Genomic DNA, 25271 nt, shown 5'->3' on the forward strand with positions numbered 1-25271 from the left:
AAAGGCCAGGACGAAGGCCCTGGGGCCTTCGCAGGCAATGCGGAAGGCCGCGCCGGTCCAGCCTCGAAGGCGAGACGGCCGGTCCTCCGAGAAGTCCATTTCGTCCCAAGCTGAAGGAGCAAGGCACATGGCTGCCAAGGACGTGAAATTCTCCGTGGACGCGCGCGACAAGGTTCTGCGCGGCGTCGACATCCTCGCCAATGCGGTGAAGGTGACCCTCGGCCCCAAGGGCCGCAACGTCGTCATCGAGAAGAGCTTCGGCGCCCCCCGCATCACCAAGGACGGTGTGACGGTGGCCAAGGAGATCGAGCTCGAGGACAAGTTCGAAAACCTCGGCGCCCAGCTGGTGCGCGAGGTGGCCTCCAAGACCAACGACCTCGCCGGCGACGGCACCACCACCGCCACCGTGCTGGCCCAGGCCATCGTCCGCGAGGGCGCCAAGGCGGTGGCGGCCGGCATGAACCCGATGGACCTCAAGCGCGGCATCGACCTCGCGGTGGACGCCATCGTCAAGGATCTCGCCGCCAACTCCAAGAAGGTGACCTCCAACGAGGAGATCGCCCAGGTCGGCACCATTTCCGCCAACGGCGACGCCGAGGTCGGCAAGTTCCTCGCCGAGGCCATGAAGAAGGTCGGCAATGAGGGCGTGATCACGGTGGAGGAGGCGAAGTCCTTCGAGACCGAGCTCGACGTGGTCGAGGGCATGCAGTTCGACCGCGGCTATCTCTCGCCCTATTTCGTCACCAACGCCGAGAAGATGCGCGTCGAGTTCGAGGACCCCTACATCCTCATCCACGAGAAGAAGCTCTCCGGCCTCCAGGAGCTGCTGCCCGTGCTCGAGGCGGTGGTCCAGTCGTCGAAGCCGCTCGTGATCATCGCCGAGGACGTGGAGGGCGAAGCCCTCGCCACTCTCGTGGTGAACAAGCTGCGCGGCGGCCTGAAGGTGGCGGCCGTGAAGGCTCCGGGCTTCGGCGACCGCCGCAAGGCCATGCTGCAGGACATCGCCATCCTGACCGGCGGTCAGGCGATCTCCGAGGACCTCGGCATCAAGCTCGAGAACGTCAACCTCTCCATGCTCGGCCGCGCCAAGAAGGTGGTGATCGAGAAGGAGAACACCACGATTGTGGACGGCGCCGGCGAGAAGGCCGACATCACCGCCCGCATCCAGCAGATCAAGGCGCAGATCGAGGAGACCACCTCGGACTATGACCGCGAGAAGCTGCAGGAGCGCCTCGCCAAGCTCGCCGGCGGCGTGGCCGTAGTGCGCGTCGGCGGCGCCACCGAGGTCGAGGTGAAGGAGAAGAAGGATCGCGTGGACGACGCGCTCCACGCGACCCGCGCCGCGGTGGAGGAAGGCGTGCTGCCCGGCGGCGGCGTCGCGCTCCTGCGCTCGGTGAAGGTGCTGGAAGGCATCAAGGTCGACAATCCCGACCAGCGCACCGGCATCGAGATCGTCCGCAAGGCGGTCCAGGCCCCGGCGCGTCAGATCGCCCAGAACGCCGGCGACGACGGCTCCGTGGTGGTGGGCAAGATCCTCGAGAGCAAGGACTACACCTTCGGCTACAACGCCCAGACGGGCGAATATGTGGACATGGTGAAGACCGGCATCATCGACCCCACCAAGGTGGTGCGCACCGCGCTCCAGGACGCGGCCTCCGTGTCCGGCCTGCTCATCACCACCGAGGCGCTGATCGCCGAGCTGCCGAAGAAGAACGCCCCCGCAGCCCCGGCCATGCCGGGCGGCGGCATGGACTTCTGAGGTCGGGCAACGTCTGGCGCCGCCCGGCTCTCATGAGGACCGCAAGCCGGCAACAGCCGGCTTGCGCGGGCGGCGGCATGGACTTCTGAGGTCGCGCAACGTCTGGCGCCGCCCGGCTCTCATGAGGACCGCAAGCCGGCAACAGCCGGCTTGCGCGGGCGGCGGCATGGACTTCTGAGGTCGGGCAACGTCTGGCGCCGCCCGGCGCATACAGAGGGTGGGCGGCAGATAAGAAAGAGGCGGCCGGAACATCGTTCCGGCCGCCTTTTCATTTGGGCACACTCTTCCACCGGACGCGGCTCCCCTCCCCCCTTGCGGCGAGGGTGAAGCGGCGGCCGGGGCCTGTGGCAGCAGGAATCCGCGGCCGCGCAGAGACCCCTACCCTGCCCCTCCCCACAAGGGGGAGGGGAAACCCCAACTCACTCCGGCTTCAGCAGCACGTGCTTCTTCTTGCCGAGCGAGAGCTTGATGACGCCCTCGGGGGTGAGGCTGCCCAGCGAGAGCGATGCCTTCTCGTCGGTCACCGCGGCGTCGTTCACCCTAAGGCCGCCGCCCTTGATCTGGCGGCGCGCCTCGCTGGTGGAGGCCACGAGGCCCGCGTCCACGAAGGCGTTGGCGACCGCCAGGCCGGCCTCCAGCTTGGCGTGCGCCACGTTGACGGTTGGCAGGTCCACCGCCAGCGCGCCTTCCTCGAAGGTCGTGCGGGCGGTCTCCTTCGCCCTTTCGGCGGCCTCGCGGCCGTGCAGCAGCGCGGTCGCCTCGGTGGCGAGCACCTCTTTGGCGAGGTTGATCTCCTGGCCCTGAAGCGCGGCAAGGCGAGCGATCTCGCCGAGCGGCAGCTCGGTGAAAAGCTTCAGGAAGCGCTCCACATCCGCGTCGCCGGTATTGCGCCAGTACTGCCAATACTCATACGGCGACAGCAGATCGGCATCGAGCCACACGGCGGCGCCGGCGGTCTTGCCCATCTTGGCGCCGGACGAGGTGGTGAGCAAAGGCGTCGTCAGCGCGAACAGCTCGGCGCCGCGCATGCGCCGGCCCAATTCCATGCCGTTGACGATGTTGCCCCACTGGTCCGAGCCGCCCATCTGCAGGATGCAGCCGTGGCGCTTGTTGAGCTCCACGAAGTCGTAGGCCTGCAGAATCATGTAGTTGAATTCGAGGAAGGTGAGCGGCTGCTCGCGCTCCAGGCGCAGCTTCACCGAATCGAAGGTGAGCATGCGGTTGATGGTGAAGTGGGGCCCCACCTCGCGCAGCAGCGGGATGTATTTCAGCTCGTCGAGCCAGACCGCGTTATTCTCCATCACCGCCCCGGCGCCAAAATCCAGGAACCGCGCGAACACCCTGCGGATGGAGGCGATGTTGTGGTCGATCTGCTGGTCGCTCAGCATCTTGCGCGCCTCGTCCTTGCCGGACGGGTCGCCGATCTTGGTGGTGCCGCCGCCCATGAGCGCGATCGGCCGGTGGCCGGTGCGCTGCAGGGTGCGCAGCATCATGATGGAGAGCAGATGGCCCGCATGCAGGCTCGATGCGGTGGCGTCAAAGCCGATATAAGCGGTGATGGGACCTTCCGCCGCCTTGGCGTCGAGGCGCTCGAGGTCCGAGCACTGGTGGATGTAGCCGCGCTCGGAGAGCGTGTTGAGGAAGTCGGAGCGGAAGGCGGGGCTGGTCATGGCAATTCTGTCGGTCTGGCGGAAAGCGGACGGGCGGAAGGAGCGGGGTGTATCAGGTCCGCGCCCGGTTTGCGACCGGGGGCGGCGGCGGAGGGGGAGGCGGGAAAGACGCATGCATGCCATCGGGCTCATGAGCGGCACCTCCATGGACGGGGTGGACGTGGCGCTGGTCCAGACCGACGGCGAGGCGGTCTTCTGGCGCGGCCCGGCGCTCACCTTCCCGTTCTGCTCCGCGACCCGCGCGCTCCTCGCCGGCGCGGTCGAGGATGCGCGCGGCGTCAATGCCCGCACCGACCGGCCGGGCCGGCTCGCCGCGGCGGAGGCGCGCATCACCGAACTCAATGCCCAGGCGGTGGAGGCGCTGATCGCCAGCCTGCGGCTCGCGCCTTCCGACATCGCCGTGGTGGGCTTCCACGGCCAGACCGTGATCCACCGCCCCGACGCCCGGCTGACGGTGCAGCTCGGCCTCGGCGAACGCCTGGCCAGGCGGCTCGGCATCCCGGTGGTGGCCGACATGCGGGCGGCGGACGTGGCGGCGGGCGGCCAGGGCGCGCCGCTGGTGCCGGTCTATCATCGCGCGCTGGCGGCCGGCCTCGATGGCCCGCGCCCGCTGGCGGTGCTGAATGTGGGCGGCGTCGCCAACGTCACCTTCCTCGACGGCGAGGCCGACCCCGTCGCTTGCGACACCGGGCCGGGCAACGCGCTGCTCGACGACTTCCTCTTTGCCCGCGCCGGCCTCGCCTTCGACGATTGCGGCGCCATCGCCCGGCGCGGCACGGCGGACGAAGCGGCGCTCGCGCGGGTGCTGGCCCATCCCTTCTTCGCCGCGCCGCCGCCCAAGTCACTGGACCGAAACGAATTTCGCGAGGTCGCCAAGGCCCGGCTCGGGCTCGATGGCCTCAGCCTGGAGGACGGCGCCGCGACGCTTACCGCGCTCACCGCCGCGAGCGTCGCCGCCGTCGTCCCGTTGCTCCCGGCCACGCCGAGGCGCTGGATCGTCGCCGGCGGCGGGGCGCGCAACGGGACGCTGCTGGCGCTGCTGGAGCGGCAGCTCGGCGTCCCGGTGATGACGGCGGACGCGGTCGGCTGGTCGGTGGACGCGCTGGAGGCGGAGGCCTTCGCCTTCCTGGCGGTGCGCGCGCTGAGGGGGCTGCCTTTGACCTTCCCCGCCACCACCGGCTGCCCCGCACCCCTGACCGGCGGCGTCGTGTTCCGCCCCTGAAGGGCCTCAGGCGGTGGCGGCGGCGAGCACGAGCCCGCCGAGGATGGCGAGGTTGGACTGGATCTGCCGGACCTTGCCGTCGCGCTCGGGCCCGCTGGAATTCCAGAAGTCGAGCATCAGCACGCTGGCGATCACCGTGAAGCCGGCCAGGCCCAGGGCAGCGGGCACGACGAGGATGCCGGCCATGAGGCAGGCGGCGGCCAGCACCTGGAAGACGCTGGCCGCCGCGAGGAGAAGGCGCGCGTGCCGGATGCCGTTCGCCTCCATCATCTTCGCCACCTGATCGAAGATGAAGGCGTGGTGGATGCCGCCGATCAGGAACAGGCTGCCCAGCAGCACCCGGCCGGCGACCACGCCCCAGCCTGCGAGATCCAAGGCTCCCTCCATCCCCATCCCCTCCCCGGCGCTTCGGGGCGCAATCCTTAGCGCCAAGCTGGCGCCCGTCCAATGGCATCGGGAGCCGTCGGCGGATCGAGGCGCGGCCGGTACCGCCCGCCGAAGGCGGCCTCACCCGGCGGCGCACGCGGGGGAAAATACACTATGACACCGCAAACTTAGACGAAAGTTGATGCACGGCGCCGCCGCGCCTCCTAGGGTAGGCTGACGGTGGCGCGTCGGGGGCACCCATGGGCAAGTTGCACCGCGAGATCGGCCTCATCGGTCTCACCTTCGTCGCCGTCAGCGGCATCATCGGCTCGGGCTGGCTGTTCGCGCCCCTCCTCGCGGCCCAGCATGCCGGGCCTGCGGCGCTTGTCGCCTGGGTGCTCGGCGGCATCGCCATGCTGCTTCTGGCGCTCACCTTCGCGGAGATTTCCGCCATGCTGCCGGTGGCCGGCGGCATCGCCCGCGTCCCCCAGTTCAGCCACGGCAACGTGGTCTCCATGGCCATGGGGTGGAGCGGCTGGGTGGGCTATTCCACCACCGCGCCCATCGAGGTGGAGGCCATGCTGCGCTATCTGGCGCCGCATCTGGACTGGCTCTACACGGCGCCGGGCAGCGGCGTCCTCTCCTGGGGCGGCGTCGGGCTCGCCGGCTGCCTGCTCGCGCTGTTCACCGTGATCAACGCTTTCGGCGTGAAGTTCTTCGCCTATGTGAACACCACCATCACCTGGGCCAAGCTCGCCATCCCGATGCTGGTGATCGCCTTGTTCGTCGCCTCGCGCTTCGAGACCGCGAACTTCACGGCGCAGGGCGGGTTCGCCCCCATGGGCCTTGCCGGCATCCTCGGCGCCATCTCCTCGGGTGGCGTGGTCTTCTCTTATATCGGCTTCCGCCACGCCATCGACATGGCGGGGGAAGTGAAGAATCCCGGCCGCACCATCCCGCTAGCGCTGGTCCTGTCGGTGCTCATCTGCCTCCTGATCTATGGCGGGCTGCAGTTCGCCTTCACCGGCGCGCTTCGCCCCGCCGACCTCGCCAACGGTTGGGGCGCGCTCGCCCTGCCCGGCGATCTCGGCCCGCTCAGCGCGATCGCCGCCGCCCTGGGCCTGCTCTGGCTGGTCAGCCTGCTCAATTTCGGCGCGGTGATCGGCCCCTTCGGCGGCGGCCTCGTGGCGGTCGGCTCGAACGCCCGCCTCGCCTTCGCTCTGGCCGAGAACGGCTTCTTCCCCAAGGTCTTCGCCACCATCTCCGCGCGCGGCGTGCCGCTCGCGGCGCTGCTGCTCAACCTCGCATTCGCGGTGCTCGCCTTCGTGCTGCTGCCGTTCGACGAGGTGGTGCAGCTCAACTCGGCGGCGATCATCCTGTCGTTCGCGGTGGGGCCGGTGGCGGTGGTGGCGCTGCGCTCGCTTCTGCCCGAGGCGCACCGGCCGCTGCGCATCCCCGGCGTCTTCTGGGTGGCGCTCGCGGCCTTCGTAGTGGCCACCCTCATCATCTATTGGAGCGGCTGGAACACGGTGTGGCGCCTCGGCATCTGCCTCGCGATCGGGCTCGCGCTGTTCCTGGTCAATGCCCGTGCCCGCATGACGCGCGACCTCGACGTGGCGGAGGCGCTGTGGCTCGTGCCCTATCTCCTGGGCATCGCCATCGTGTCCTATCTCGGCGCCTTCGGCGGGCGCGGGCTCATTCCGTTCGGGGTCGACATGGCGATCCTGGCGCTGCTCGCCGCGCTGGTGTTCGTCTATGCGCTGAAGTCGCGCCTGCCGCGGGACAAGTTCGACCGCTACATGCTGGAGGAGCAGGTGATGGAGCAGCTCTCCGCCGACGCGCCCATCGACCCGCTCGCGACCTCGGGCCAGGTGCACGTCTGAGCGGCCCGCACCGCGGCGCGCGCCCCCATTGCGGCGCGCTCACGCCGGGCTCGGCGCGTCCTCCCTGAGATCCGGGGCGACATCGCGGGGCAAATCGTGGCCGCGGCTGACGGCGACGAATTCCTCCTCGGCCGCGCGCACCTTCTCGCGCGCGCTCTCCGCCTCCCGCTGGCGGTTCCACAGGGCGGCATAAAGACCGCCGCGTGCCAGCAGCTGGGCATGGCTGCCGCGCTCGGCCACCTGGCCCTCGGCCAGCACCAGGATCTCGTCCGCCCCCACCACGGTGGACAGCCGGTGGGCGATCACCAACGTGGTGCGCCCTTCCGAGACCCGGTCGAGCGCATCCTGGATCTCCTTCTCCGTATGGCTGTCGAGCGCGCTCGTCGCCTCGTCCAGCACCAATATGGGCGGGGCCTTCAGGATGGTGCGGGCGATGGCGACGCGCTGCTTCTCGCCGCCCGAGAGCTTGAGGCCGCGCTCGCCCACCTCGGTCTTGTAGCCCTGGGGCGCGGCGCGGATGAAGCCGTCGATCTGGGCGAGGCGCGCGGCCTCCTCCACCTCGGCGTCGCCGGCGTCGGGGCGGCCGTAGCGGATGTTGTAGGCGATGGTGTCGTTGAACAGCACGGTGTCCTGGGGGACCATGCCGATGGCCGCCCTCAGGCTGTCCTGCGTCACCGTCCGGATGTCCTGCCCGTCGATGGTTATGCGCCCGCCGGAGACATCGTAGAAGCGGAACAGCAGGCGCGAGAGCGTCGACTTGCCCGCCCCCGAGGGGCCGACGATGGCCACCGTGCGCCCAGCCGGCACCTCGAAGGAGATGCCCTTGAGGATCGGCCGGTCGCCCTCATAGGAGAAGTGCACGTCCTCGAAGCGCACCGCGCCGCCGGAGACGACGAGATCGGGCGCCCCCGGCGCATCCTTGATCTCGGGGTCGCGGGCGAGCACGGCGAACATGGCCTCGATGTCCACCATGGCCTGCTTGATCTCGCGATAGATCATGCCGAGGAAGTTCAACGGCACGTAGAACTGGATCATCAGGGCGTTGACCATGACGAACGAGCCGACGCTCTGGCGCCCGGCGCGGATGTCGAGCACGCACAGCGCCATCAGCGCCGTGAGGCCCAGGGTGAAGATCAGCGCCTGCCCGGCATTGAGCCAGGCGAGCGAGGTGAAGGTGTTCACCGTCGCCTTCTCGTAGCGCGCCACCGAACGGTCGTAGCGGGCCGCCTCCCACCTTTCGGCGCCGAAATACTTCACCGTCTCGTAATTGAGCAGGCTGTCCACCGCCTTGGAGGAGGCATCCGTGTCGCTGTCGTTCATCTCGCGGCGGATGGCGATGCGCCATTCGCTCGCTTTGTAGGTGAAGGCGGTATAGAGCGCGACCGTCACCGCCACCACCGCCGCATAGCGCCAATCGAAGGCGAAGTAGAGCACGCCCAGCACCATCGCCAGCTCGACGAGGGTGGGGGCGAGCTGGAGCATCAGCATGCGCACGATGGTCTCGATGCCGTCGCGCGCCCGCTCCAGGACCCGCGTCAGCCCGCCGGTCTTGCGCTCCAGATGGAAGCGCAGCGAGAGCTGGTGCATGTGGCGGAAGGTGACCATGGCGAGCTTGCGCACCGCATGCAGCGCCACCCGCGCGAACAGGCCGTCGCGCAATTGGGTGATGCCGGCCATGGTGATGCGGGCCAAACCGTAGGCCAGCGTCAGCAGGATCGGCGCGCCGAGGATATAGGCGATGGTCGCGCCATCCCCCTGCCCGTCCGCCTCGGCGGCGAGCGCATCGGTGGCCCATTTGAAGACGAACGGCACCACCATGGTGGCGCCCTTGGCGGCGAACAGCAGCACGAAGGTGACGAGGACGCGGCGCTTCAGGTCCGGCCGGTCGGCGGGCCACAGATAGGGCCACAGCGCGCGCACCGTGGCGGCGAGCCCCAGACCGGGGACCGGGGCCGGCGCGCGCGGCGCTGGCGAAACGGGGGGGGTCGGGGTCGGGGACATGATGTTCCTAGTTGCCCTCCCCGCCGTCGGCGGGCGCGAGGAGCAGACGGTCGAGAAAGCCATCGAGCGCGGCTTTCAGGCGGCGCACCTCCTCGAGGTCGATCTGGTAGCGGGTGCGCGGGCCGTCGGGCCGGGCCGCCACCAGGCCGGCGGCGACCAGGACCTTGAGATGCTCGGACACGGTGGACTGGGCGAGCGGCAGCGCGCGCACCACGTCGCCGCACGGGCAGCATTGGCGCCGCGCCAGCGTGCGCAAGGCCGCGAGCCGCGCCGGGTGGCCGAGGGCGCGCAGGCCGGCGGCGAGGCGCTCGGCCTCCGCGTCCGACAGCGGCGCGGGACAGGCCGGGTGGGCCTGGGTGAGATCATCCATCGTCCATCGCCGATAGCCGATGAAACGTGCTTTTTGATGGCGGCTGAAACAATTGGCGGCGCGTCACGATTTCGTCGCGGCGGGTGCGGATGGTGGCGGCACAACGATTCGTGTCTAATCTGGCCATGGCACATATCCAAAGCGTCTGCGTCTATTGCGGATCCTCCGCCGGCTCCGAGCCGCTGTTCGCCGAGGAGGCGCGCCGGTTCGGCCAGCTCCTGGCGCAGCACGAGGTGCGCCTCGTCTATGGCGGCGGCGGCATCGGCCTCATGGGCGAGGTGGCGAGCGCCGCCGCGCTGGCGGGCGGCACGGTCACCGGCATCATCCCCGGCTTCCTGGTGCGGCGGGAGCGCGCCTTCGCCCATGACGCCGAGATGCTGGTGGTGGGCGACATGCACGAGCGCAAGCGGCTCATGTTCGAGCGCGCCGATGCGTTCGTCGCTCTGCCGGGCGGGGTCGGCACCCTGGAGGAATTGGTGGAGCAGCTCACCTGGGCCCAGCTCGGCCAGCATCGCAAGCCGATCCTCATCGCCAACATCGCCGGCTTCTGGGACCCGTTCCTGAAGCTGCTCGACCACATGCGCGCCACCGGCTTCATCCGCCAGGAGATCGCGGTCGACGTGCTGGTGGCCGAGAGCGTGGACGAGATCCTGCCCATGCTCCAGGCCGCCGCCGCGCGGGTACCTGACGACACCTTGCGCCACGGCGCCGAGGCGCTGACGGAGAAGATGTGAGGGCGGCGCGGCCCCGATCGCGCCTTAAGGCCGGGCGCCTTCCTTCAGCAGCTTCCAGGTGATGGAATCGATCAGCGCCTGGAACGAGGCGTCGATGATGTTGGGCGACACGCCCACCGTGGTCCAGCGGTCGCCGGTCTCGTCCACGCTCTCGATCAGCACGCGGGTGATCGCCTCGGTGCCGCCGTCGAGGATGCGCACCCGGTAGTCGGTGAGCTTGAGGCCGCCGATCAGCGGCTGGTACTTGCCGAGATCCTTGCGCAGCGCCACGTCGAGCGCGTTCACTGGGCCGTTGCCCTCGGCGGCGGAGATCAGCACCTCGCCATCCACCTCCACCTTCACGATCGCCTCGGCGACGGTGGTCATCTCGCCCTTGGCGTTGAAGCGCCGCTCCACCTTCACGCTGAAGCGCTCGACGGTGAAAAAGTCCGGCACCGAGCCCAGCATGCGCTTGGCCAGCAAGGCGAAGGAGGCGTCCGCCGCCTCATAGGCATAGCCGAGGGCCTCGCGGCTCTTCACCTCGTCGAGCAGGCGAGCGACGCGCGGGTCGCCCTTGTCGACCGGGACGCCGAGGCGCTCCAGCTCGGACAGCACGTTGGAGCGGCCCGCCTGGTCGGACACCATCACCCGGCGGCGGTTGCCCACCAGTTCCGGCGGCACGTGCTCGTAGGTGGCGGGGTCTTTGAGGATCGCCGAGGCATGGATGCCGGCCTTGGTGGCGAACGCGCTGTCGCCCACATAGGGCGCGTGGCGGTTCGGCGCCCGGTTCAGCATCTCGTCGAGGGTGCGCGAGACCTGGGCGAGATGGGCGAGGCGGGCGCGGTCGACGCCGATCTCGAAGCGGTCGGCAAAGTCCGCCTTCAGCAGCAAGGTCGGGATGAGCGAGACGAGATTGGCATTGCCGCAGCGCTCGCCGAGGCCATTCAGCGTGCCCTGGATCTGGCGCGCGCCGGCGCGCACGGCGGCGAGCGAGTTCGCCACCGCCTGCTCGGTGTCGTTATGGGCGTGGATGCCCACATGGTCGCCGGGCACCACCTCGGTCACCTGGCCGATGATCGCCTCCACCTCATGGGGCAGCGTGCCGCCATTGGTGTCGCACAGCACCACCCAGCGCGCGCCGGCCTCATAAGCGGTGCGGGCGCAGGCGAGGGCGAAGTCCGGATCCTCCTTGTAGCCGTCGAAGAAGTGCTCGCAATCCACCAGCGCCTCGCGCCCGGCCGCGATCGCGGCCTTCACGCTCTCGTCGATCGAGGCGAGGTTGTCCTCCTTGGAGCATTCGAGCGCCACCCGCACCTGGTAGGCGGAGGCCTTGGCGACGAAGCAGATGTCGTCCGCCTTGGCGTCGATGAGGGCGGCGACGCCGGGATCGTTGGCCGCCGAACGTCCGGGCCGCTTGGTCATGCCGAAGGCGGTGACGCGGGCCTTGGCCGGGTGGCGTTCCGCGAACAGCTGGGTGTCGGTGGGGTTGGCGCCGGGATAGCCGGCCTCGATGTAGTCCACCCCGAGGCCGTCGAGCAGGCCCATCACCTTCAGCTTGTCGGCGACGGTGAAGTCCACCCCGTTGGTCTGCGCGCCGTCGCGCAGCGTGGTGTCGAAGAGATAGAGGCGTTCCTTGGCCATGGGGTCTTGCTCTTTCTGACCCTGGTCGCCGGAGTCGGTGCCGGCCGCGAGGTCGTGGCGTTCGTCCAACATTATCTGCCCTCCCCCAGCGTCTTCTTCATGCTGGTGTTGCCGAGCCAGGTGTCGGCGCGGGGCACCATGTTGCGGCGCTGGGCCTCGTAGCCGCGGTGCTGGAAGAAGCCGAGCGCGGTGTCGCTGGCGTCCACCGTCAGGGCCCGCTTGCCCCGCGCCTTGGCGAGCGCCTCCACGGCGCCGGCGAGCGCGGCGCCGACGCCGGTGCCGGCGGCATCCGGGCGCACATAGAGGAACTCGATGTGCTCGTCGCCCTTGAGGGAGACGAAGCCCACCGGCTCCCCCTCGCTCAGCGCCACCACGGTGAGCAGGCCGGCGAGGCGCGCGGCGAACGCGTCCTCGTCGTCGGCGGCGGCGATCCACGCCTCCTGCTGCTCCTCGTCATAATCCTCGCCGGTGAGCTCGGCGATGGCGGCGCGGAACAAGGCGGCGAGCACCGGGCCGTCGGCCGCAAGCATGGGCCGCAGGGCGATCTTGGCAGGGTCCTTCCCGGCAGCTCCGCTCATCGCGCGATCTCCCAGCTGGTGGTGCCGTCCTTGTTGTCCATGAGCACGATGCCGCCCGCCGCCAGCTCCTCCCGGATCTGGTCGGCGCGCTTGAAGTCCTTGGCCTTGCGGGCGGCGAGGCGCTCGGCGATGAGGCCCTCGATCACCTGCTCGTCCACGGCAATGGCCGCCTTCGCCCGGGCGCGCCACCCGGTTTCGGTGTCGGAAAGCAGGCCGAGAAGGTTGCCCGCGCCCTTGAACAGCATCGCCGAGCCCGCGTCGGTCTCCGCCACCTCGGCAAGCTGGTGCAGGTGGGCGATGGCGGCGGGCGTGTTGAGGTCGTCGCCGAGACGCTCTGCGATCTCGCTCTCGAACGGATTGGAAGGCCCCGTCTCGGCCGCCCCGTCGCCCACCACGCGATACCATTTGTCCAGGGTCTTGGCCGCAAGGCCCAGGCCCTGGCGGGTCCAGTTGATGGGCTGGCGGTAGTGGGTGGAAAGCATGGCGAGGCGCAGCACCTCGCCCGGCCATTCGCCGAGCAGCTCGCGGATGGTGACGAAGTTGCCGAGCGACTTCGACATCTTCTCGCCTTCCAGCATCAGGAAGCCGTTGTGCATCCACACCTGCGCCATCACGCCGGTGTGGAAGGCGCAGCGCGACTGGGCGATCTCGTTCTCGTGGTGCGGGAAGACGAGGTCGATGCCGCCGCCATGGATATCGAAGGTCTCGCCCAGATGCTTCCACGACATGGCCGAGCACTCGATGTGCCAGCCCGGCCGCCCGGGGGTGGCGATGCCGCACGGCGAGGGCCAGCCGGGGGCGCCCGCAAAGCTCGGCTTCCACAGCACGAAGTCCATGGCGTCGCGCTTGTAGGGGGCGACGTCGACGCGCGCGCCGGCGATCATCTCGTCCAGCGGGCGGCGCGAGAGCTGGCCGTAATCGGGCATGGAGGGCACGGAGAACAGCACGTGCTCCTCGGCCACATAGGCATGGCCCGAGGCGACCAGGCGCTCGATGAGGGCGTGCATCTCGGCGATGTGCTCGGTGGCGCGCGGCTCGACGCTGGGCCGAAGGCAGCCGAGCGCCGCCACGTCCTCACGGAACCAGGCATAGGTCTCCTCCGTCAGATCGCGGATGGAGATGCCGCGCTCTGCAGCCCGGGCGTTGATCTTGTCGTCCACGTCGGTGATGTTGCGCACATAGGTCACGGCGCTCTCGCCATAGAGCCGGCGCAGCAGCCGGAACAGCACGTCGAACACGATGACCGGGCGCGCATTGCCGATATGCGCATGGTCGTAGACGGTCGGACCGCACACATACATGCGCACCCGCGCCGGATCGATCGGGCGGAACGGGTCCTTCGACCGCGTCAAAGTGTTGTAGAGCCTAAGCTCCATGGATCGCTCCGCTCCGCGTTTCGGCGCGTGCTCGCGCCTACCGCCGGCCGGGCGTCCTGATCCTCAAGGCATCAAGGAGATGAGCAAGGGACGGCCACGGCCAGCGAGAGGGCTAGCCGCAAATAATCGGCAGAAGGATGCCGACGCTGGTGAAAGGACCTTGCATGGCGCGGGACAATGGTTCGGCGCGGCCTGATCGTCAAGGGTTTTCATCGCTCCGACGGCGCCGCGCCGGGTGGCCGCAAAGGGTGTGGGAGCGCGGAACGGCAGCACCCGCCGGGCGGCTTTCCGGCCCGCGACCGGTTGACCCGCGGCAAGGGGCGCGCCGGGGCGCCCGCCACGACCCGTGCCGGGCGGCGGGCGCGATCCGGTGCGCCCGCAGCCCAAGCGCGGTCACACAGGCGATGTCACTCACCGGCGATGTCTCTCAGGCGATGTCACACGAACGATGCCACACAATGGCTGGAATCGGCGCGCCAGCGTGGCGCCGCTCTTCGGAACGATCCAGACCCGCCGGCCAGAACCGCCAAAAGGCCAAGACCCCGCCCATGCCGTTGTCCCGCCTCCTCGCCCTCGTCCTCGTTGCCGTCCTCGGCGCCACGATCCCGGCCCGCGCCGACACGCGCATCTTCCTGATCGACAGTTCGGACGGCTACCGGGTGGACGCCTGCCTTGCCACCGGCGCGCCCTGCGGCGAGCGCATCGCCACCGCCTGGTGCCGCGCCCACGATTTCGACCATGCCATCGATTTCGGCCAGGTGGCCAACGACGCCATGACGCCGATTTCTTCGGGCTCGTTCACGGGCGCCGCCTGCCACGGCCCGCTCTGCCCGCCGGTGGTGGCGATCACCTGCTCGCGGTAGGACCCCTCACCATCCCTTGGTGAGGAAGTCGGCGCATTTCGGCACCTCGCCCTGCCCACCCCACGGCATGATGGGAACGCTGGAGGTCGAATTCTTCGGGCTGCCGTCGATCAGCTTGTCGGAATAGACCAGGTAGACCAGGACGTTGCGCTTGGCGTCGCAGCCCCGCACGATCTGCATCTTCTTGAAGAAGAACGACCGGCTCTCGCGGAACACGACGTCGCCCTGCTCGAACTTGGCCTTGAAGGCGATGGGGCCGATCTGCCGGCAGGCGAGCGAGATGTCCGAGGTCTGCTCGGCCACGCCGAACATGCCGGAGACGCCGCCTTTCTCGGGCGTCGTGTAGTGGCAGGCGACCCCGTCCACCACCGGATCGTCGATGCCGTAGACCGCGAGCTTGTCGTCGGGGGTCAGGAACTTCCACACCGTCGACTTCCTGAAGATGAGGTTCGGCTCCTGGGCCGGCGCCGGCGCCGCCGCGGCGAGCAGGAGGCCGGCGGCGACCGCGGCACGGCAGGCCAGGCTTGAAATCCGCGTCATCGTCTCACCCTCGCTCCCCTGGTCCGAAGCCCGCCCGCGCGCGGACCCGATCGGCGCCGGATATGGGGTTGCGGCGGCCAAAGGGGAAGATGCCCGCGCGCGGGGCGATTGACGGCGCGCGCGCGCCGTGACACCGGTCCCGCCACAAGCGCCGCCGGCGAACGGCGGCCGACCCAAGGTCGCTTCAGGAGAGACGCCATGGTCCCCTCGCGCCGCGCCTTCGTGGGCGCCTCCGCCGCCACCCTCGCCACCGGCGGCCTCGCCGCGCCGGCGATCGCCCAGTCCCAGCCGCAGGTGAAGTGGCGCCTCACCTCCTCGTTCCCGCGCTCGCTGGACACCATCTACGGCACCGCCCAGACCTTCGCGCGCTTCGTCGCCGAGGCCACCGACGGCCAGTTCCAGATCCAGACCTTCCCGGCGGGCGAGATCGTGCCCGGCCTCCAGGCGCTCGATTCGGTCTCCACGGGCGCGGTCGACTGCGCCCAGACCGCCACCTATTTCTATTCCGGCAAGGACCCGACGCTGGCCTTCGGCACCGGCGTGCCGTTCGGCTTCAACTCGCGCCAGCAGCATTCCTGGTGGTTCTTCGGCGGCGGCGAGCAGATCATCAACGGCGTGCTCGCCAAGTACAACGTCACCTCCATTCCCATGGGCAATTCGGGGTGCCAGATGGGCGGCTTCTTCCGCAAGGAGCTGAACGACGTGGCCGACCTCAAGGGCCTGAAGTTCCGCATCGGCGGCATCGGCGGCCAGGTGCTGGCGAAGCTCGGCGTGGTGCCGCAGCAGATCGCCCCCGGCGACGTGTTCCCGGCGCTGGAGCGCGGCTCCATCGACGCCGCCGAGTTCGTCGGCCCCTATGACGACGAGAAGCTCGGCCTCGTGAAGGTGGCGAAATACTACTACTATCCCGGCTGGTGGGAGGGCGGCGCCATGCTGCACCTCGTGGTCAACGCCCAGAAGTGGGAGGCGCTGCCCAAGCACTACCAGGCCATCGTGCGCAACGCCGCCGAGGCCGCCAACAATTGGATGCTGGCGAAATACGATTCGGTGAACCCGCCGGCGCTGCGCCGGCTGGTGCAGCAGGGGGTGGAATTGCGCCCGTTCCCGGCGCCGATCATGGAGGCCGGCTACAAGGCGGCGCAGGAGCTCTATGGCGAGCTCGCCGCCTCCAATGCCCCGTTCAAGCAGGCGCTCGATTCCATGAACGCCATCCGCGCCGACCAGTTGGTGTGGTGGCAGATCGCCGAATACGCCTTCGACGGCTTCAACATCCGCACGCGCGGCAAGACCTGACGGCGCGACGAGCTGATCGGGCGGCCGCCGGGGCAATCGCATGCCCCTTCGCGGGCTGTGCAATTCCATAGTTTGGTCACCATTGGGCAAGGCCGCCGCGCTATAGATTAAGATCGTGCGCCGCACCGTCGGCCGCGGGCGGCGGGGGCCGGCGGATAAAAGAGACTTCGGACATGGGCTCAGCGGGGAAGGTGGTGGTTCGGCTCGGGGCCCTGGCGCGCGGCGCGGGCCTTGCTCTGCTGCTGGCGAGCGGGGCGGTGGCACCGGCGCTGGCGCAGAACCCGATCTGCCCGCAGCTCGAGGCCCAGCTGGGCGCGCTCGACCGGGGGGTCGGTGCCCGCGCCCAGCAGCAGAACCAGGCGGCGCGCATCCGCTCCGACCTCGACCGCCTCACCAGCCAGGCCAACGGCATGGGCTGCGACGCGCCTCGCGGCTTCCTGATCTTCCAGGGCCCGCCGCGCCCGCCCCAGTGCGACCAGATCTCGGACCAGATCTCGCGCCTGCGCTCGGCGCTCGCCGCGGCCGAGCGCTCCGGCGGCGACGACCAGGGCCAGCGCCGCGCGCTCATCATCGCCCTCGCCCAGAACAATTGCGGCCCGCAATACGCCGCCGCCGTGCGCCAGGTGCCGCAGCAGCCGCAGCGCCCGCGCAACTTCTTCGAGGCGCTGTTCGGCGGACCGATCCAGTCGGGCGAAACCTCGCCCGACCTCGAGGTGCTGCCGCTCGAGCCGGCCCGGCCGTCGAGCTACAAGACCGTGTGCGTGCGCACCTGCGACGGCTTCTTCTTCCCGATGGCGAACTATTCCTCGCCCGGCCGCTTCGCCCAGGACGAGGCGCTGTGCAAGCGCCTGTGCCCCGCCGCCGAGACCCAGCTGTTCACCATACCCGGCGACGACATCCGCAACGCCACCAACGTCGCCGGCGTGTCCTACATGTCGATGCCCAACGCCCTGCGCTACCGCAAGGAGCTGGTCCCGTCCTGCACCTGCCGCGCGCCCGGCCAGTCATGGGCGCAGGCGCTGTCCGGCCTCGAGGACAAGACCACGCTGCGCAAGGGCGACATCATCGTGACCGAGGAGCAGGCGCGCGAGATGTCGCAGCCGCGCTTCAGCGACGGCAAGACCCGGGGCGGCGCCCCGGCTCCCGCCGCCCCGGCGGAAGCCCAGCCGGGCGCGCCCTCGCTTGCGGCCACCGCCTCGGCGCCGCTGGCGCCGGCGTCCGAGCAGCCCGGCCAGCGCCAGGTGCGGGTAATCCCGCTGCCGCCGTCCCAACCGGTGCAGCCGAAGCCGACCGCCGCCGAATCCGCCGAGATCGGCGCCAAGTCGGTGCCGCTGCAGCAATAGCGCGAGCTCCCCGGCCGAGCGACGGCGCAGCCGGAGCGCCGCGCCGGGCCCAGCGCGAAGCTCCTGCGCCGCAGCCGATGCCCGGACACAGCGCCTGCGGCGCAAGATGCCGCCTGCGGCGACCTTCTTGCGCTGGGTCCCGGCTCTCCCTGCGCCGACGCTCCGGTCCGCCGAGACACGAGGGCGGGTCCCGCTGGCGGCCGCGCGGCATCTCGCGCCCTGCGCCGTCCACCGGTGCGCGCGCCCGCGGCCTTGCTACCAGGGCGCCATGGGGCTATGGCTCCGGCCTGCCATGACGTCCGCCCCGTTCTCCTCCGCCTTCACCCTCTCGGGCCGCGACCTGCTCGGCATCGAGGGGCTGTCCGCCCCGGAGATCGTCGGCCTGCTCGACCTCGCCGAGGAGTTCATCCTCCTCAACCGGCAGATCGAGAAGAAGCGTTCGACGCTGCGCGGGCGCACCCAGATCAACCTCTTCTTCGAGGCCTCCACCCGCACCCAGTCCTCGTTCGAGATCGCCGGCAAGCGGCTCGGCGCGGACGTGATGAACATGTCGGTCTCCGCCTCCTCGGTGAAGAAGGGCGAGACGCTGATCGACACCGCCATCACCCTCAACGCCATGAACCCGGACATCTTGGTGGTGCGCCACCATGCCTCCGGCGCGGTCGCGCTGCTCGCCCGCAAGGTCGATTGCTGCGTGGTGAACGCCGGCGACGGCGCCCACGAGCACCCGACCCAGGCGCTGCTCGACGCCCTCACCATCCGCCGCAACAAGGGCCGCATCGAAGGGCTCACCGTCGCCATCTGCGGCGACGTGCTGCATTCGCGCGTGGCGCGCTCCAACATGCTGCTGCTCGGCGCGCTGGGCGCCCGGGTGAAGGTCGTGGCGCCCTCCACGCTGCTGCCGGCGGGGATCGAGAATTTCGGCGTCGAGGTCCACCGCACCATGGCGAGCGGGCTCCAGGGCGCGGACATCGTCATGATGCTGCGCCTGCAGCGCGAGCGCATGACCGGCTCCTTCATCCCCTCGGTGAAGGAGTATTTCCACTTCTTCGGCCTCGACGAGCAGAAGCTGAGATACGCCAAGCCGGACGCGCTGGTGATGCATCCCGGCCCCATGAACCGGGGCGTGGAGATCGATTCCGGCGTCGCCGACGGCCCGCAATCCCTGATCCGCGAACAGGTGGAGATGGGCGTCGCCGTGCGCATGGCGGTGCTCGACGCCCTCGCCCGGAAGCTGCCCAATGCGTGACCCCGCGCGCCACGCCAATGGCGACCCCCGCCCGCTGCTGCTCGCCAATGCCCGGGTGGTGGACCCCTCGCGCGGCGCCGACTTCCACGGCGACGTCTTCCTCGCCGACGGGCTGGTGAAGGACGCCGCCTTCGGCATCGCCGCCGCCGGCACGCCGGACGGCGCCGAGGTGGTGGACTGCAAGGGCGCGGTGGTCGCGCCGGGCCTCGTCGACATGCGCGCGTTCGCCGGCGAACCCGGCGCGGAACCGCGCGAGACCCTGGCGAGCGCCTCGCTCGCCGCCGCGGCGGGCGGCGTGACCACCCTCATCTGCCAGCCCGACACCGATCCGGTGGTGGACGAGCCGGCCATCGTCGACTTCATCCTGCGCCGCGCCCGCGACACCGCGGTGGTGCGCGTGCACCCCATGGCCGCCATCACCAAGGGCCTCTCCGGCGAGGAGATGACCGAGATCGGCCTGCTGAAGGCGGCCGGGGCGGTCGCCTTCACGGACGGCCACAAATCGGTGGCGAGCGCGCAGGTGCTGCGCCGCGCGCTGACCTATGGGCGCGACTTCGACGCTTTGATCGTCCACCACACCGAGGACGCCACCATGTCCGGCGGCGCCATGAACCAAGGCGAGTTCGCCTCGCGCCTCGGTCTCTCGGGCATTCCCAAGGCGGCCGAGACCATCGTCCTGGAGCGCGACGTGCGGCTCGTGGGCGAGGCGCGCGCGCGCTATCACGCGGCAGCGGTGACCTGCGCGGATTCGCTCGCGGTGCTGGCGCGCGCCAAGGAGGCCGGGCTGCCGGTGACCGCCTCCGCCTCCATCAACCATCTGACCTTCAACGAGCTCGACATCGGCTCCTACCGCACCTTCTTCAAAGTGCGCCCGCCGCTGCGCGCCGAGGAGGACCGCAAGGCGCTGATCCGCGCGCTGGCGAGCGGGCTGATCGACGTGGTGGTCTCCGACCATCTGCCCCAGGACGTGGAGGGCAAGCGCCTGCCGTTCTCGGAGGCGGAGCCGGGCGCGCTCGGCCTCGAGACCCTGCTCGCCGCCGCCTTGCGCCTCGTCCATGCGGACGAGGTGGACCTCGTGAACCTGCTCCACGCGCTCTCCACCCGTCCGGCGCAGATCCTCGGCCTCAAGGGCGGCACGCTGAAGAGCGGCGCGCCCGCCGACGTGATCGTGTTCGATCCCCACCTGGCCTATGTGCTCGACAAGGCGGACCTGAAGTCGCGCTCGCGCAACACGCCGTTCGATGAAGCGCGGCTCGACGGACGGGTGCTGCGTACCATCGTTGCCGGGCAGACCGTCTACGAATACGTTTGAGCGTCCTTCCACATTCGGATGCCCATGCTGTCCTCGTCGCTATCCTGGTCCCTGCCCGCGGCGCCGACGCTGCTCGCCCTCGCCATCGGCTATCTGCTCGGCTCGATCCCGTTCGGGCTGCTGCTGACCCGGCTCGGCGGGACGCGCGACATCCGCACCATCGGCTCGGGCAATATCGGCGCCACCAACGTCCTGCGCACCGGGCGCAAGGACCTTGCCGCGCTCACGCTCCTGGGCGACGCGCTGAAGGGCACGGCGGCGGTGCTGGCCGCCGGTCACCTGTTCGGCGCCGACGGCGCGCTGGCGGCGGGCCTTGCCGCCTTCCTCGGCCACGTCTTCCCGGTCTGGCTCGGCTTCCGCGGCGGCAAGGGGGTGGCGACCTTCCTCGGCGTCACGCTGGCGCTCGCCTGGCCGGCGGCGCTGGTCTTCGCCGCCGTCTGGCTCTTGGTGGCGTGGCTGTCGCGCTATTCCTCGCTCGCCGCGCTCGCCGCCGCCCTCGCCACCCCGCTCGCGGCGCTGGGCTTCGGCGAGACGCGCGCCGCGCTGCTGCTCGCCGTTCTGGCCATGGTCCTCTGGGCCAAGCACCACGAGAACATCGCGCGGCTTCTCGCCGGAACCGAAGGCAAGATCGGCGCGAAGGGCTGATCCATGGCTCCCCGCGGCGCGCCCCCCTCCCCGCCGCCGCCGGATGCCGGTCGTGATTTGCTTTCCCCCGAACAGCGGCTCGACTGGCTGCGGCTGATCCGCGCCGAGAATGTCGGCCCGCGCACCTTCCGCGTGCTCATCAACCAGTTCGGCGGCGCCGCGGCGGCGCTTCAGGCGCTGCCCGGCCTCGCCCGGCGCGGCGGGCGCCTGATGCCGCCGAAGGTGCCGAGCCGCGCCGAGGCGCAGGCGGAGATGGAGGGCCTCGCGCGCCTCGGCGCGCGCCTCGTGGCGCTGGGCGAAGGCGACTATCCCGCCACCCTGCGGGCGCTGGACGACGCCCCGCCGCTGCTCGCCGTCAGGGGACGGGGCGAAATCCTGCGCCTGCCGAAGGTCGCCATCGTCGGCGCGCGCAACGCCTCGGGCGCCGGGCGCAGCTTCGCCGCCCGCCTCGCGCGCGACCTCGGCGCGGCCGGCTGGGTGGTGGTGTCGGGCCTGGCCCGCGGCATCGACGCCGCCGCCCACGAGGCGAGCCTCGATGCCGGCACGGTCGGCGTGTTCGCGGGCGGGCTGGCGCGCCCCTACCCGCCGGAAAATCTCGACCTGATCGAGACCATCGCCGAGCGCGGCGCGCTGGTCTCCGAGATGCCGCTCGCCTGGGAGCCGCGGGCGCGGGACTTCCCGCGCCGCAACCGTCTGGTCTCGGGCCTTGCCTTGGGCGTGGTGGTGGTGGAGGCGGCGGAGCGCTCCGGCTCGCTCATCACCGCCCGGCTCGCCGGCGAGCAGGGGCGCGAGGTGTTCGCGGTGCCCGGCTCGCCGCTCGATCCGCGGGCGGGCGGCACCAACCGCCTGCTGAAGCAGGGCGCGACGCTGGTCACCGAGGCGGCGGACGTTGTCGGCGTGCTGGCGCCGATGCTCGGCCGCCAGGCGACCGACCAGGACCTCGCCGCGCCGGCCCCCGCGGCGCCGCCGCCGGCGCCGGACGACGACGTGCGCGCCCGCATCCTGGAGCTGCTTTCCCCGGTGCCGATGCCGGTGGACGAGATCATCCGCCTGTCGGGGGCGGGCGCCGCCGAGGTGCAGATCGTGCTCCTGGAGCTGGAGCTCGCGGGCCGGCTCGAGCGGCCCGGCACCGGCCGCGTGGCGCTGAGATAGGCCGCCGGCCGCGCGCCCACCGTCCTGCGCCCGCGGGCGATCAGGGCTGGCGCGGGCGCCGGGTCACCGCCTCGCCGGGGCTCTGCGAGAGCACCACGTTGCGCGCCTCGAGGCGCGCCATGTCCAGCAGATAGGCGAGCGTCGTCAGGTTGTGGCCGCGCGAGAGGCGCGCCAGCTCCGCGGCGAGCGCCTCCACATATGCCGCCACGTCCCGCGATGCGGGCGCGCCCTGAGAGGACGGGATGTCCGCCATGAATCGGTCCTGAGATCCGTGAGGTGAGCGAGCCGTTGTTACCCTCATAAAGGGAACCATGGACAAATAAACTTACTCAGGGTTGTATTGCGCGCCCCTTGGCCTGCCCGGCCCGATCACGGCGTGCGATTTGACACGGCGCGCTCCGCTGCCCATGTTGCGGCCACCTCCGCTCGCGGCTGCCGCACGGGGCGGCCGTGCCAGCGGCCCGCCCTCGGAAGGACGCGGCGGGGCTAGGCGGGGGCGGGAGGAACCATCGGCGCGGGTCCGCAAGGGCTGTCGCGGCGCACCGGTTCTTATTCCCGGGCTCATGGAAAGACACGGGACACCCATGCAGGTCGTCATCGTCGAATCGCCTGCGAAGGCGAAGACGATCAACAAATATCTCGGCCCCGGCTACGAGGTCATCGCCTCCTACGGACACGTGCGCGACCTTCCTTCCAAGGACGGCTCGGTGGATCCGGAGCAGGACTTCCGCATGCTCTGGGAGGTCGATCCCAAGGCGCAGAAGCGGCTCAACGAGATCGCCAGCGCGGTCAAGGGCGCCGACGCCCTGATCCTCGCCACCGACCCGGACCGCGAGGGCGAGGCGATCTCCTGGCACGTGCTGGAGGTGCTGCGGCACAAGAAGGCGCTCAAGGACCAGAAGGTCGAGCGCGTGGTGTTCAACGCCATCACCAAGCAGGCGGTGCTGGACGCCATGAAGGCGCCGCGCGCCATCGACGTGGCGCTGGTGGATGCCTATCTGGCGCGCCGGGCGCTCGATTATCTGGTGGGATTCACGCTCTCGCCGGTGCTGTGGCGCAAGCTGCCGGGCGCCCGCTCGGCCGGGCGGGTGCAGTCGGTGGCGCTGCGCCTCGTGTGCGACCGCGAGCGCGAGATCGAGACCTTCGTCGCCCGCGAGTACTGGTCCATCGTCGCCCGCCTCGCGACACCGCGGCACGAGGAGTTCGAGGCGCGGCTCGCCGGTGCCGACGGCAAGAAGATCACCCGCCTCTCGGTGGGCACGGCGGAGGAGGCGAAGGCCTTCCGCGCGGCGCTGGAGAGCGCCGCCTTCCGCGTGCGTTCGGTTGAGGCCAAGCCGCTCAAGCGGCACCCGCAGCCGCCTTTCACCACCTCCACCCTGCAGCAGGAGGCGAGCCGCAAGCTCGGCCTCGCCCCGGCCCGCACCATGCAGATCGCCCAGCGCCTCTATGAGGGCGTGGACGTGGGCGGCGAGACGGTCGGCCTCATCACCTACATGCGCACCGACGGCGTCGACATGGCGCCGGAGGCGGTGGCCGCCACCCGCAGCGCCATCGCCAAGCAGTTCGGCCCGAAATACCTGCCCGGCGTGCCGCGCAAATACACCACCAAGGCCAAGAACGCGCAGGAGGCCCACGAGGCCATCCGCCCGACCGATCCCGCGCGCCATCCCCGCGAGGCGGCGCGCCATCTCGATGGCGAACAGGCCAAGCTCTACGAGCTGATCTGGACCCGCACGGTGGCGAGCCAGATGGAATCCGCCGAGCTGGAGCGCACCACCGCCGACATCGAGGCGAAAGCCGGCGCCCGCGTGCTCGACCTCACCGCCACCGGCACGGTGGTGAAGTTCGACGGCTTCCTCACCCTCTATCGCGAGGGCAAGGACGACGAGGACGACGACGAGGAGAGCCGCCGCCTGCCCGCCATGAATGCCGGCGAGCCGCTCGACAAGCGCGAGATCACCACCACCCAGCACTTCACCGAGCCGCCGCCGCGCTATTCGGAGGCTTCGCTCGTCAAGCGCATGGAAGAGCTCGGCATCGGCCGGCCCTCCACCTATGCCGCCGTGCTCGCGGTGCTGCGCGACCGCGAATATGTGAAGCTCGAGAAGAAGCGCCTCGTGCCCGAGGACAAGGGCCGGCTCGTCACCGCGTTCCTGGAGAGCTTCTTCAAGCGCTACGTGGAATACGACTTCACCGCCGACCTCGAAGAGAAGCTCGACGAGGTGTCCGCCGCCGAGCTCGACTGGAAGGAGGTGCTGCGCGCCTTCTGGCAGGACTTCTCCGCCGCCGTCGAGGCCACCAAGGACCTGCGCGTCTCCCAGGTGCTCGACGCGCTCGACGAGATGCTCACCGCGCACATCTTCCCGCCCAAGGAGGACGGCACCGACCCGCGTCTGTGCCCGACCTGCGGCACCGGGCGGCTGTCTTTGAAGATGGGCAAGTTCGGCGCCTTCATCGGCTGCTCCAACTATCCCGACTGCCGCCACACCCGCCCGCTCACCGGCGGCGAGAACGCGCCCGAGGGCGACGGCAAGCGCCTGATCGGCCTCGACCCGGAGAGCGGCGAGGAGGTCACCGTGCGCTCCGGTCGCTTCGGCACCTATCTCCAGCTGGGCGAGGGCAAGGACGGGGAGAAGCCCAGGCGCTCCTCCCTGCCCAAGGGCCTCGCGGCCGCGGACGTGGACCTGGAGACCGCGCTCAAGCTGCTCGCGCTGCCGCGCGAGGTGGGCAAGCATCCCGACGACGGCGAGCCGATCCTGGCCGGCATCGGCCGCTACGGGCCCTACGTCCAGCACGGGCGCACCTACGCCAATCTCGAAGACGCGGACGACGTGCTCGCCGTCGGCCTCAACCGCGCGGTGGCGCTGATCGCCGACAAGACCTCGCGCGGGCGCGGCGGACGCGGCGCGGCCGCGCCCGGCCGCACGCTCGGCGACCATCCCACCCATGGCGGCGCCATCACCGTGCGTCCCGGCCGGTTCGGGCCTTATGTGAACCACGGCAAGGTCAACGCCACCTTGCCCAAGTCGACCGACCCGGAGGCGCTCACCTTGGCCGAGGCGGTGGCGCTGATCGACGCCAAGGCCGCATCGAGCCCGGCGAAGCCGGCGCGCGGCGGGCGCAAGGCGCCGGCAAAGGCGAGCGCCGATGCGGACGGCGCTCCGAAGCAGGCCGCCAAGAAGGCTGCGCCGAAGAAGACCACGACCAAGAAGGCCGGAGCCAAGAAGGCGTCGGCCAGGAAGCCCGGCGCCAAGGCCGCCGAGTGACGGCCGCCGCGTGACCGCGGTTCGATGAG

The 25271-nt window shown here is 70.4% G+C and carries 22 protein-coding genes; 12 read left to right on the forward strand and 10 right to left on the reverse strand.

The features are described 5' to 3' along the window. Positions 1-127 precede the first annotated feature (127 nt). Entirely contained in the window at positions 128-1759 is a 1632-nt protein-coding gene (gene groL / locus ABLE88_RS20055; RefSeq protein WP_348833508.1) for a chaperonin GroEL, read from the forward strand. 419 nt (positions 1760-2178) lie between these two features. On the opposite strand, the gene tyrS is transcribed toward groL, so the two are convergent. Continuing rightward, positions 2179-3429 (reverse strand): tyrosine--tRNA ligase, encoded by a 1251-nt coding sequence (tyrS, locus tag ABLE88_RS20060; protein ID WP_348833509.1) that lies wholly within the window; start codon positions 3427-3429, stop codon positions 2179-2181. Positions 3430-3541: 112 nt separating this feature from the next. On the opposite strand from tyrS, the gene ABLE88_RS20065 reads away from it, so the two are divergent. Further along, entirely contained in the window at positions 3542-4651 is a 1110-nt protein-coding gene (locus ABLE88_RS20065) for an anhydro-N-acetylmuramic acid kinase (protein WP_348833510.1), read from the forward strand. A 6-nt stretch (positions 4652-4657) separates the two neighbouring features. Here the strand turns inward: ABLE88_RS20065 and ABLE88_RS20070 are convergent, their stop codons facing one another. Then, positions 4658-5026: a DoxX family protein gene (locus ABLE88_RS20070; RefSeq protein ID WP_348833511.1), complete on the reverse strand. Its 369-nt coding sequence runs from the start codon at positions 5024-5026 to the stop codon at positions 4658-4660. A 251-nt stretch (positions 5027-5277) separates the two neighbouring features. On the opposite strand from ABLE88_RS20070, the gene ABLE88_RS20075 reads away from it, so the two are divergent. Continuing rightward, positions 5278-6900 (forward strand): APC family permease, encoded by a 1623-nt coding sequence (locus ABLE88_RS20075; protein ID WP_348833513.1) that lies wholly within the window; start codon positions 5278-5280, stop codon positions 6898-6900. Between the two features lie 39 nt (positions 6901-6939). Here ABLE88_RS20075 and ABLE88_RS20080 read toward each other — a convergent pair whose 3' ends face one another. The 3 genes from ABLE88_RS20080 to ABLE88_RS20090 are packed head-to-tail and all read right to left on the reverse strand — an operon-like array spanning position 6940 to position 9398. After that, complete coding sequence (locus ABLE88_RS20080) at positions 6940-8901, reverse strand: ABCB family ABC transporter ATP-binding protein/permease (RefSeq protein WP_348833514.1); 1962 nt, start codon at positions 8899-8901, stop codon at positions 6940-6942. A 7-nt stretch (positions 8902-8908) separates the two neighbouring features. Further along, positions 8909-9271 carry an ArsR/SmtB family transcription factor gene (locus tag ABLE88_RS20085; RefSeq protein WP_348833515.1) on the reverse strand — a complete coding sequence of 121 codons (363 nt, stop codon included), beginning with the start codon at positions 9269-9271 and terminating at the stop codon, positions 8909-8911. After that, positions 9264-9398, reverse strand: a complete 135-nt coding sequence (locus ABLE88_RS20090) for a hypothetical protein (protein WP_348833516.1) — start codon at positions 9396-9398, stop codon at positions 9264-9266. Before ABLE88_RS20090 ends, ABLE88_RS20085 begins: the two co-directional genes overlap by 8 nt. On the opposite strand from ABLE88_RS20090, the gene ABLE88_RS20095 reads away from it, so the two are divergent. After that, complete coding sequence (locus ABLE88_RS20095) at positions 9397-10005, forward strand: LOG family protein (protein WP_348833517.1); 609 nt, start codon at positions 9397-9399, stop codon at positions 10003-10005. The two genes, ABLE88_RS20090 and ABLE88_RS20095, sit on opposite strands and share 2 nt — an antisense overlap. A 24-nt stretch (positions 10006-10029) precedes the next feature. Here the strand turns inward: ABLE88_RS20095 and cimA are convergent, their stop codons facing one another. The 3 genes from cimA to cysS all read right to left on the reverse strand — a co-directional run bounded on the left by cimA (position 10030) and on the right by cysS (position 13579). Next, a complete protein-coding gene (gene cimA / locus ABLE88_RS20100; protein WP_348833700.1) occupies positions 10030-11625 on the reverse strand; it encodes a citramalate synthase in 1596 nt (531 codons plus the stop codon). Between the two features lie 71 nt (positions 11626-11696). Next, on the reverse strand, positions 11697-12203 hold the full coding sequence (locus tag ABLE88_RS20105; RefSeq protein WP_348833519.1) for a GNAT family N-acetyltransferase: 507 nt from the start codon (positions 12201-12203) through the stop codon (positions 11697-11699). After that, entirely contained in the window at positions 12200-13579 is a 1380-nt protein-coding gene (gene cysS, locus ABLE88_RS20110; protein WP_348833520.1) for a cysteine--tRNA ligase, read from the reverse strand. The genes ABLE88_RS20105 and cysS overlap by 4 nt, the downstream gene beginning before the upstream one ends. A 548-nt stretch (positions 13580-14127) precedes the next feature. Here cysS and ABLE88_RS20115 point away from each other — a divergent pair. Continuing rightward, positions 14128-14442: a hypothetical protein gene (locus ABLE88_RS20115; RefSeq protein ID WP_348833521.1), complete on the forward strand. Its 315-nt coding sequence runs from the start codon at positions 14128-14130 to the stop codon at positions 14440-14442. Between the two features lie 6 nt (positions 14443-14448). Here the strand turns inward: ABLE88_RS20115 and ABLE88_RS20120 are convergent, their stop codons facing one another. Then, complete coding sequence (locus ABLE88_RS20120; protein ID WP_348833522.1) at positions 14449-14982, reverse strand: CreA family protein; 534 nt, start codon at positions 14980-14982, stop codon at positions 14449-14451. A 198-nt stretch (positions 14983-15180) separates the two neighbouring features. Between ABLE88_RS20120 and ABLE88_RS20125 the strand changes: the two genes are divergently transcribed. The 6 genes from ABLE88_RS20125 (at position 15181) to dprA (ending at position 21976) form a co-directional block, all read left to right on the forward strand. Further along, positions 15181-16275 carry a TRAP transporter substrate-binding protein gene (locus ABLE88_RS20125; protein ID WP_348833523.1) on the forward strand — a complete coding sequence of 365 codons (1095 nt, stop codon included), beginning with the start codon at positions 15181-15183 and terminating at the stop codon, positions 16273-16275. A gap of 173 nt (positions 16276-16448) precedes the next feature. Further along, complete coding sequence (locus ABLE88_RS20130; protein ID WP_348833524.1) at positions 16449-17618, forward strand: DUF2865 domain-containing protein; 1170 nt, start codon at positions 16449-16451, stop codon at positions 17616-17618. A 292-nt stretch (positions 17619-17910) separates the two neighbouring features. Beyond that, complete coding sequence (locus ABLE88_RS20135; protein ID WP_348833525.1) at positions 17911-18867, forward strand: aspartate carbamoyltransferase catalytic subunit; 957 nt, start codon at positions 17911-17913, stop codon at positions 18865-18867. Further along, positions 18860-20179, forward strand: coding sequence for a dihydroorotase (locus ABLE88_RS20140; RefSeq protein WP_348833527.1), 1320 nt, complete (start codon positions 18860-18862; stop codon positions 20177-20179). The genes ABLE88_RS20135 and ABLE88_RS20140 overlap by 8 nt, the downstream gene beginning before the upstream one ends. A gap of 24 nt (positions 20180-20203) precedes the next feature. After that, complete coding sequence (gene plsY, locus ABLE88_RS20145) at positions 20204-20824, forward strand: glycerol-3-phosphate 1-O-acyltransferase PlsY (RefSeq protein ID WP_348833528.1); 621 nt, start codon at positions 20204-20206, stop codon at positions 20822-20824. A 3-nt stretch (positions 20825-20827) separates the two neighbouring features. Further along, positions 20828-21976: a DNA-processing protein DprA gene (gene dprA, locus ABLE88_RS20150; RefSeq protein WP_348833529.1), complete on the forward strand. Its 1149-nt coding sequence runs from the start codon at positions 20828-20830 to the stop codon at positions 21974-21976. Between the two features lie 40 nt (positions 21977-22016). Here the strand turns inward: dprA and ABLE88_RS20155 are convergent, their stop codons facing one another. Further along, a complete protein-coding gene (locus ABLE88_RS20155; RefSeq protein ID WP_348833530.1) occupies positions 22017-22229 on the reverse strand; it encodes a hypothetical protein in 213 nt (70 codons plus the stop codon). Between the two features lie 331 nt (positions 22230-22560). On the opposite strand from ABLE88_RS20155, the gene topA reads away from it, so the two are divergent. Beyond that, positions 22561-25242 carry a type I DNA topoisomerase gene (gene topA / locus ABLE88_RS20160; protein ID WP_348833531.1) on the forward strand — a complete coding sequence of 894 codons (2682 nt, stop codon included), beginning with the start codon at positions 22561-22563 and terminating at the stop codon, positions 25240-25242. Positions 25243-25271 lie beyond the last annotated feature (29 nt).

Source organism: Xanthobacter luteus, assembly GCF_040049235.1.
Classification (GTDB): Bacteria; Pseudomonadota; Alphaproteobacteria; order Rhizobiales; family Xanthobacteraceae; genus Xanthobacter.

Excerpts from the sequence above, each read along its gene's own strand:
- groL (WP_348833508.1), top strand. The coding sequence starts at position 128 with ATGGCTGCCAAGGACGTGAAATTCTCCGTGGACGCGCGCGACAAGGTT.
- tyrS (WP_348833509.1), bottom strand. The coding sequence starts at position 3,429 with ATGACCAGCCCCGCCTTCCGCTCCGACTTCCTCAACACGCTCTCCGAG.
- ABLE88_RS20065 (WP_348833510.1), top strand. The coding sequence starts at position 3,542 with ATGCATGCCATCGGGCTCATGAGCGGCACCTCCATGGACGGGGTGGAC.
- ABLE88_RS20075 (WP_348833513.1), top strand. The coding sequence starts at position 5,278 with ATGGGCAAGTTGCACCGCGAGATCGGCCTCATCGGTCTCACCTTCGTC.
- ABLE88_RS20080 (WP_348833514.1), bottom strand. The coding sequence starts at position 8,901 with ATGTCCCCGACCCCGACCCCCCCCGTTTCGCCAGCGCCGCGCGCGCCG.
- ABLE88_RS20085 (WP_348833515.1), bottom strand. The coding sequence starts at position 9,271 with ATGGATGATCTCACCCAGGCCCACCCGGCCTGTCCCGCGCCGCTGTCG.
- ABLE88_RS20095 (WP_348833517.1), top strand. The coding sequence starts at position 9,397 with ATGGCACATATCCAAAGCGTCTGCGTCTATTGCGGATCCTCCGCCGGC.
- ABLE88_RS20090 (WP_348833516.1), bottom strand. The coding sequence starts at position 9,398 with ATGGCCAGATTAGACACGAATCGTTGTGCCGCCACCATCCGCACCCGC.
- cimA (WP_348833700.1), bottom strand. The coding sequence starts at position 11,625 with ATGGCCAAGGAACGCCTCTATCTCTTCGACACCACGCTGCGCGACGGC.
- ABLE88_RS20105 (WP_348833519.1), bottom strand. The coding sequence starts at position 12,203 with ATGAGCGGAGCTGCCGGGAAGGACCCTGCCAAGATCGCCCTGCGGCCC.
- cysS (WP_348833520.1), bottom strand. The coding sequence starts at position 13,579 with ATGGAGCTTAGGCTCTACAACACTTTGACGCGGTCGAAGGACCCGTTC.
- ABLE88_RS20115 (WP_348833521.1), top strand. The coding sequence starts at position 14,128 with ATGCCGTTGTCCCGCCTCCTCGCCCTCGTCCTCGTTGCCGTCCTCGGC.
- ABLE88_RS20120 (WP_348833522.1), bottom strand. The coding sequence starts at position 14,982 with ATGACGCGGATTTCAAGCCTGGCCTGCCGTGCCGCGGTCGCCGCCGGC.
- ABLE88_RS20125 (WP_348833523.1), top strand. The coding sequence starts at position 15,181 with ATGGTCCCCTCGCGCCGCGCCTTCGTGGGCGCCTCCGCCGCCACCCTC.
- ABLE88_RS20130 (WP_348833524.1), top strand. The coding sequence starts at position 16,449 with ATGGGCTCAGCGGGGAAGGTGGTGGTTCGGCTCGGGGCCCTGGCGCGC.
- ABLE88_RS20135 (WP_348833525.1), top strand. The coding sequence starts at position 17,911 with ATGACGTCCGCCCCGTTCTCCTCCGCCTTCACCCTCTCGGGCCGCGAC.
- ABLE88_RS20140 (WP_348833527.1), top strand. The coding sequence starts at position 18,860 with ATGCGTGACCCCGCGCGCCACGCCAATGGCGACCCCCGCCCGCTGCTG.
- plsY (WP_348833528.1), top strand. The coding sequence starts at position 20,204 with ATGCTGTCCTCGTCGCTATCCTGGTCCCTGCCCGCGGCGCCGACGCTG.
- dprA (WP_348833529.1), top strand. The coding sequence starts at position 20,828 with ATGGCTCCCCGCGGCGCGCCCCCCTCCCCGCCGCCGCCGGATGCCGGT.
- ABLE88_RS20155 (WP_348833530.1), bottom strand. The coding sequence starts at position 22,229 with ATGGCGGACATCCCGTCCTCTCAGGGCGCGCCCGCATCGCGGGACGTG.
- topA (WP_348833531.1), top strand. The coding sequence starts at position 22,561 with ATGCAGGTCGTCATCGTCGAATCGCCTGCGAAGGCGAAGACGATCAAC.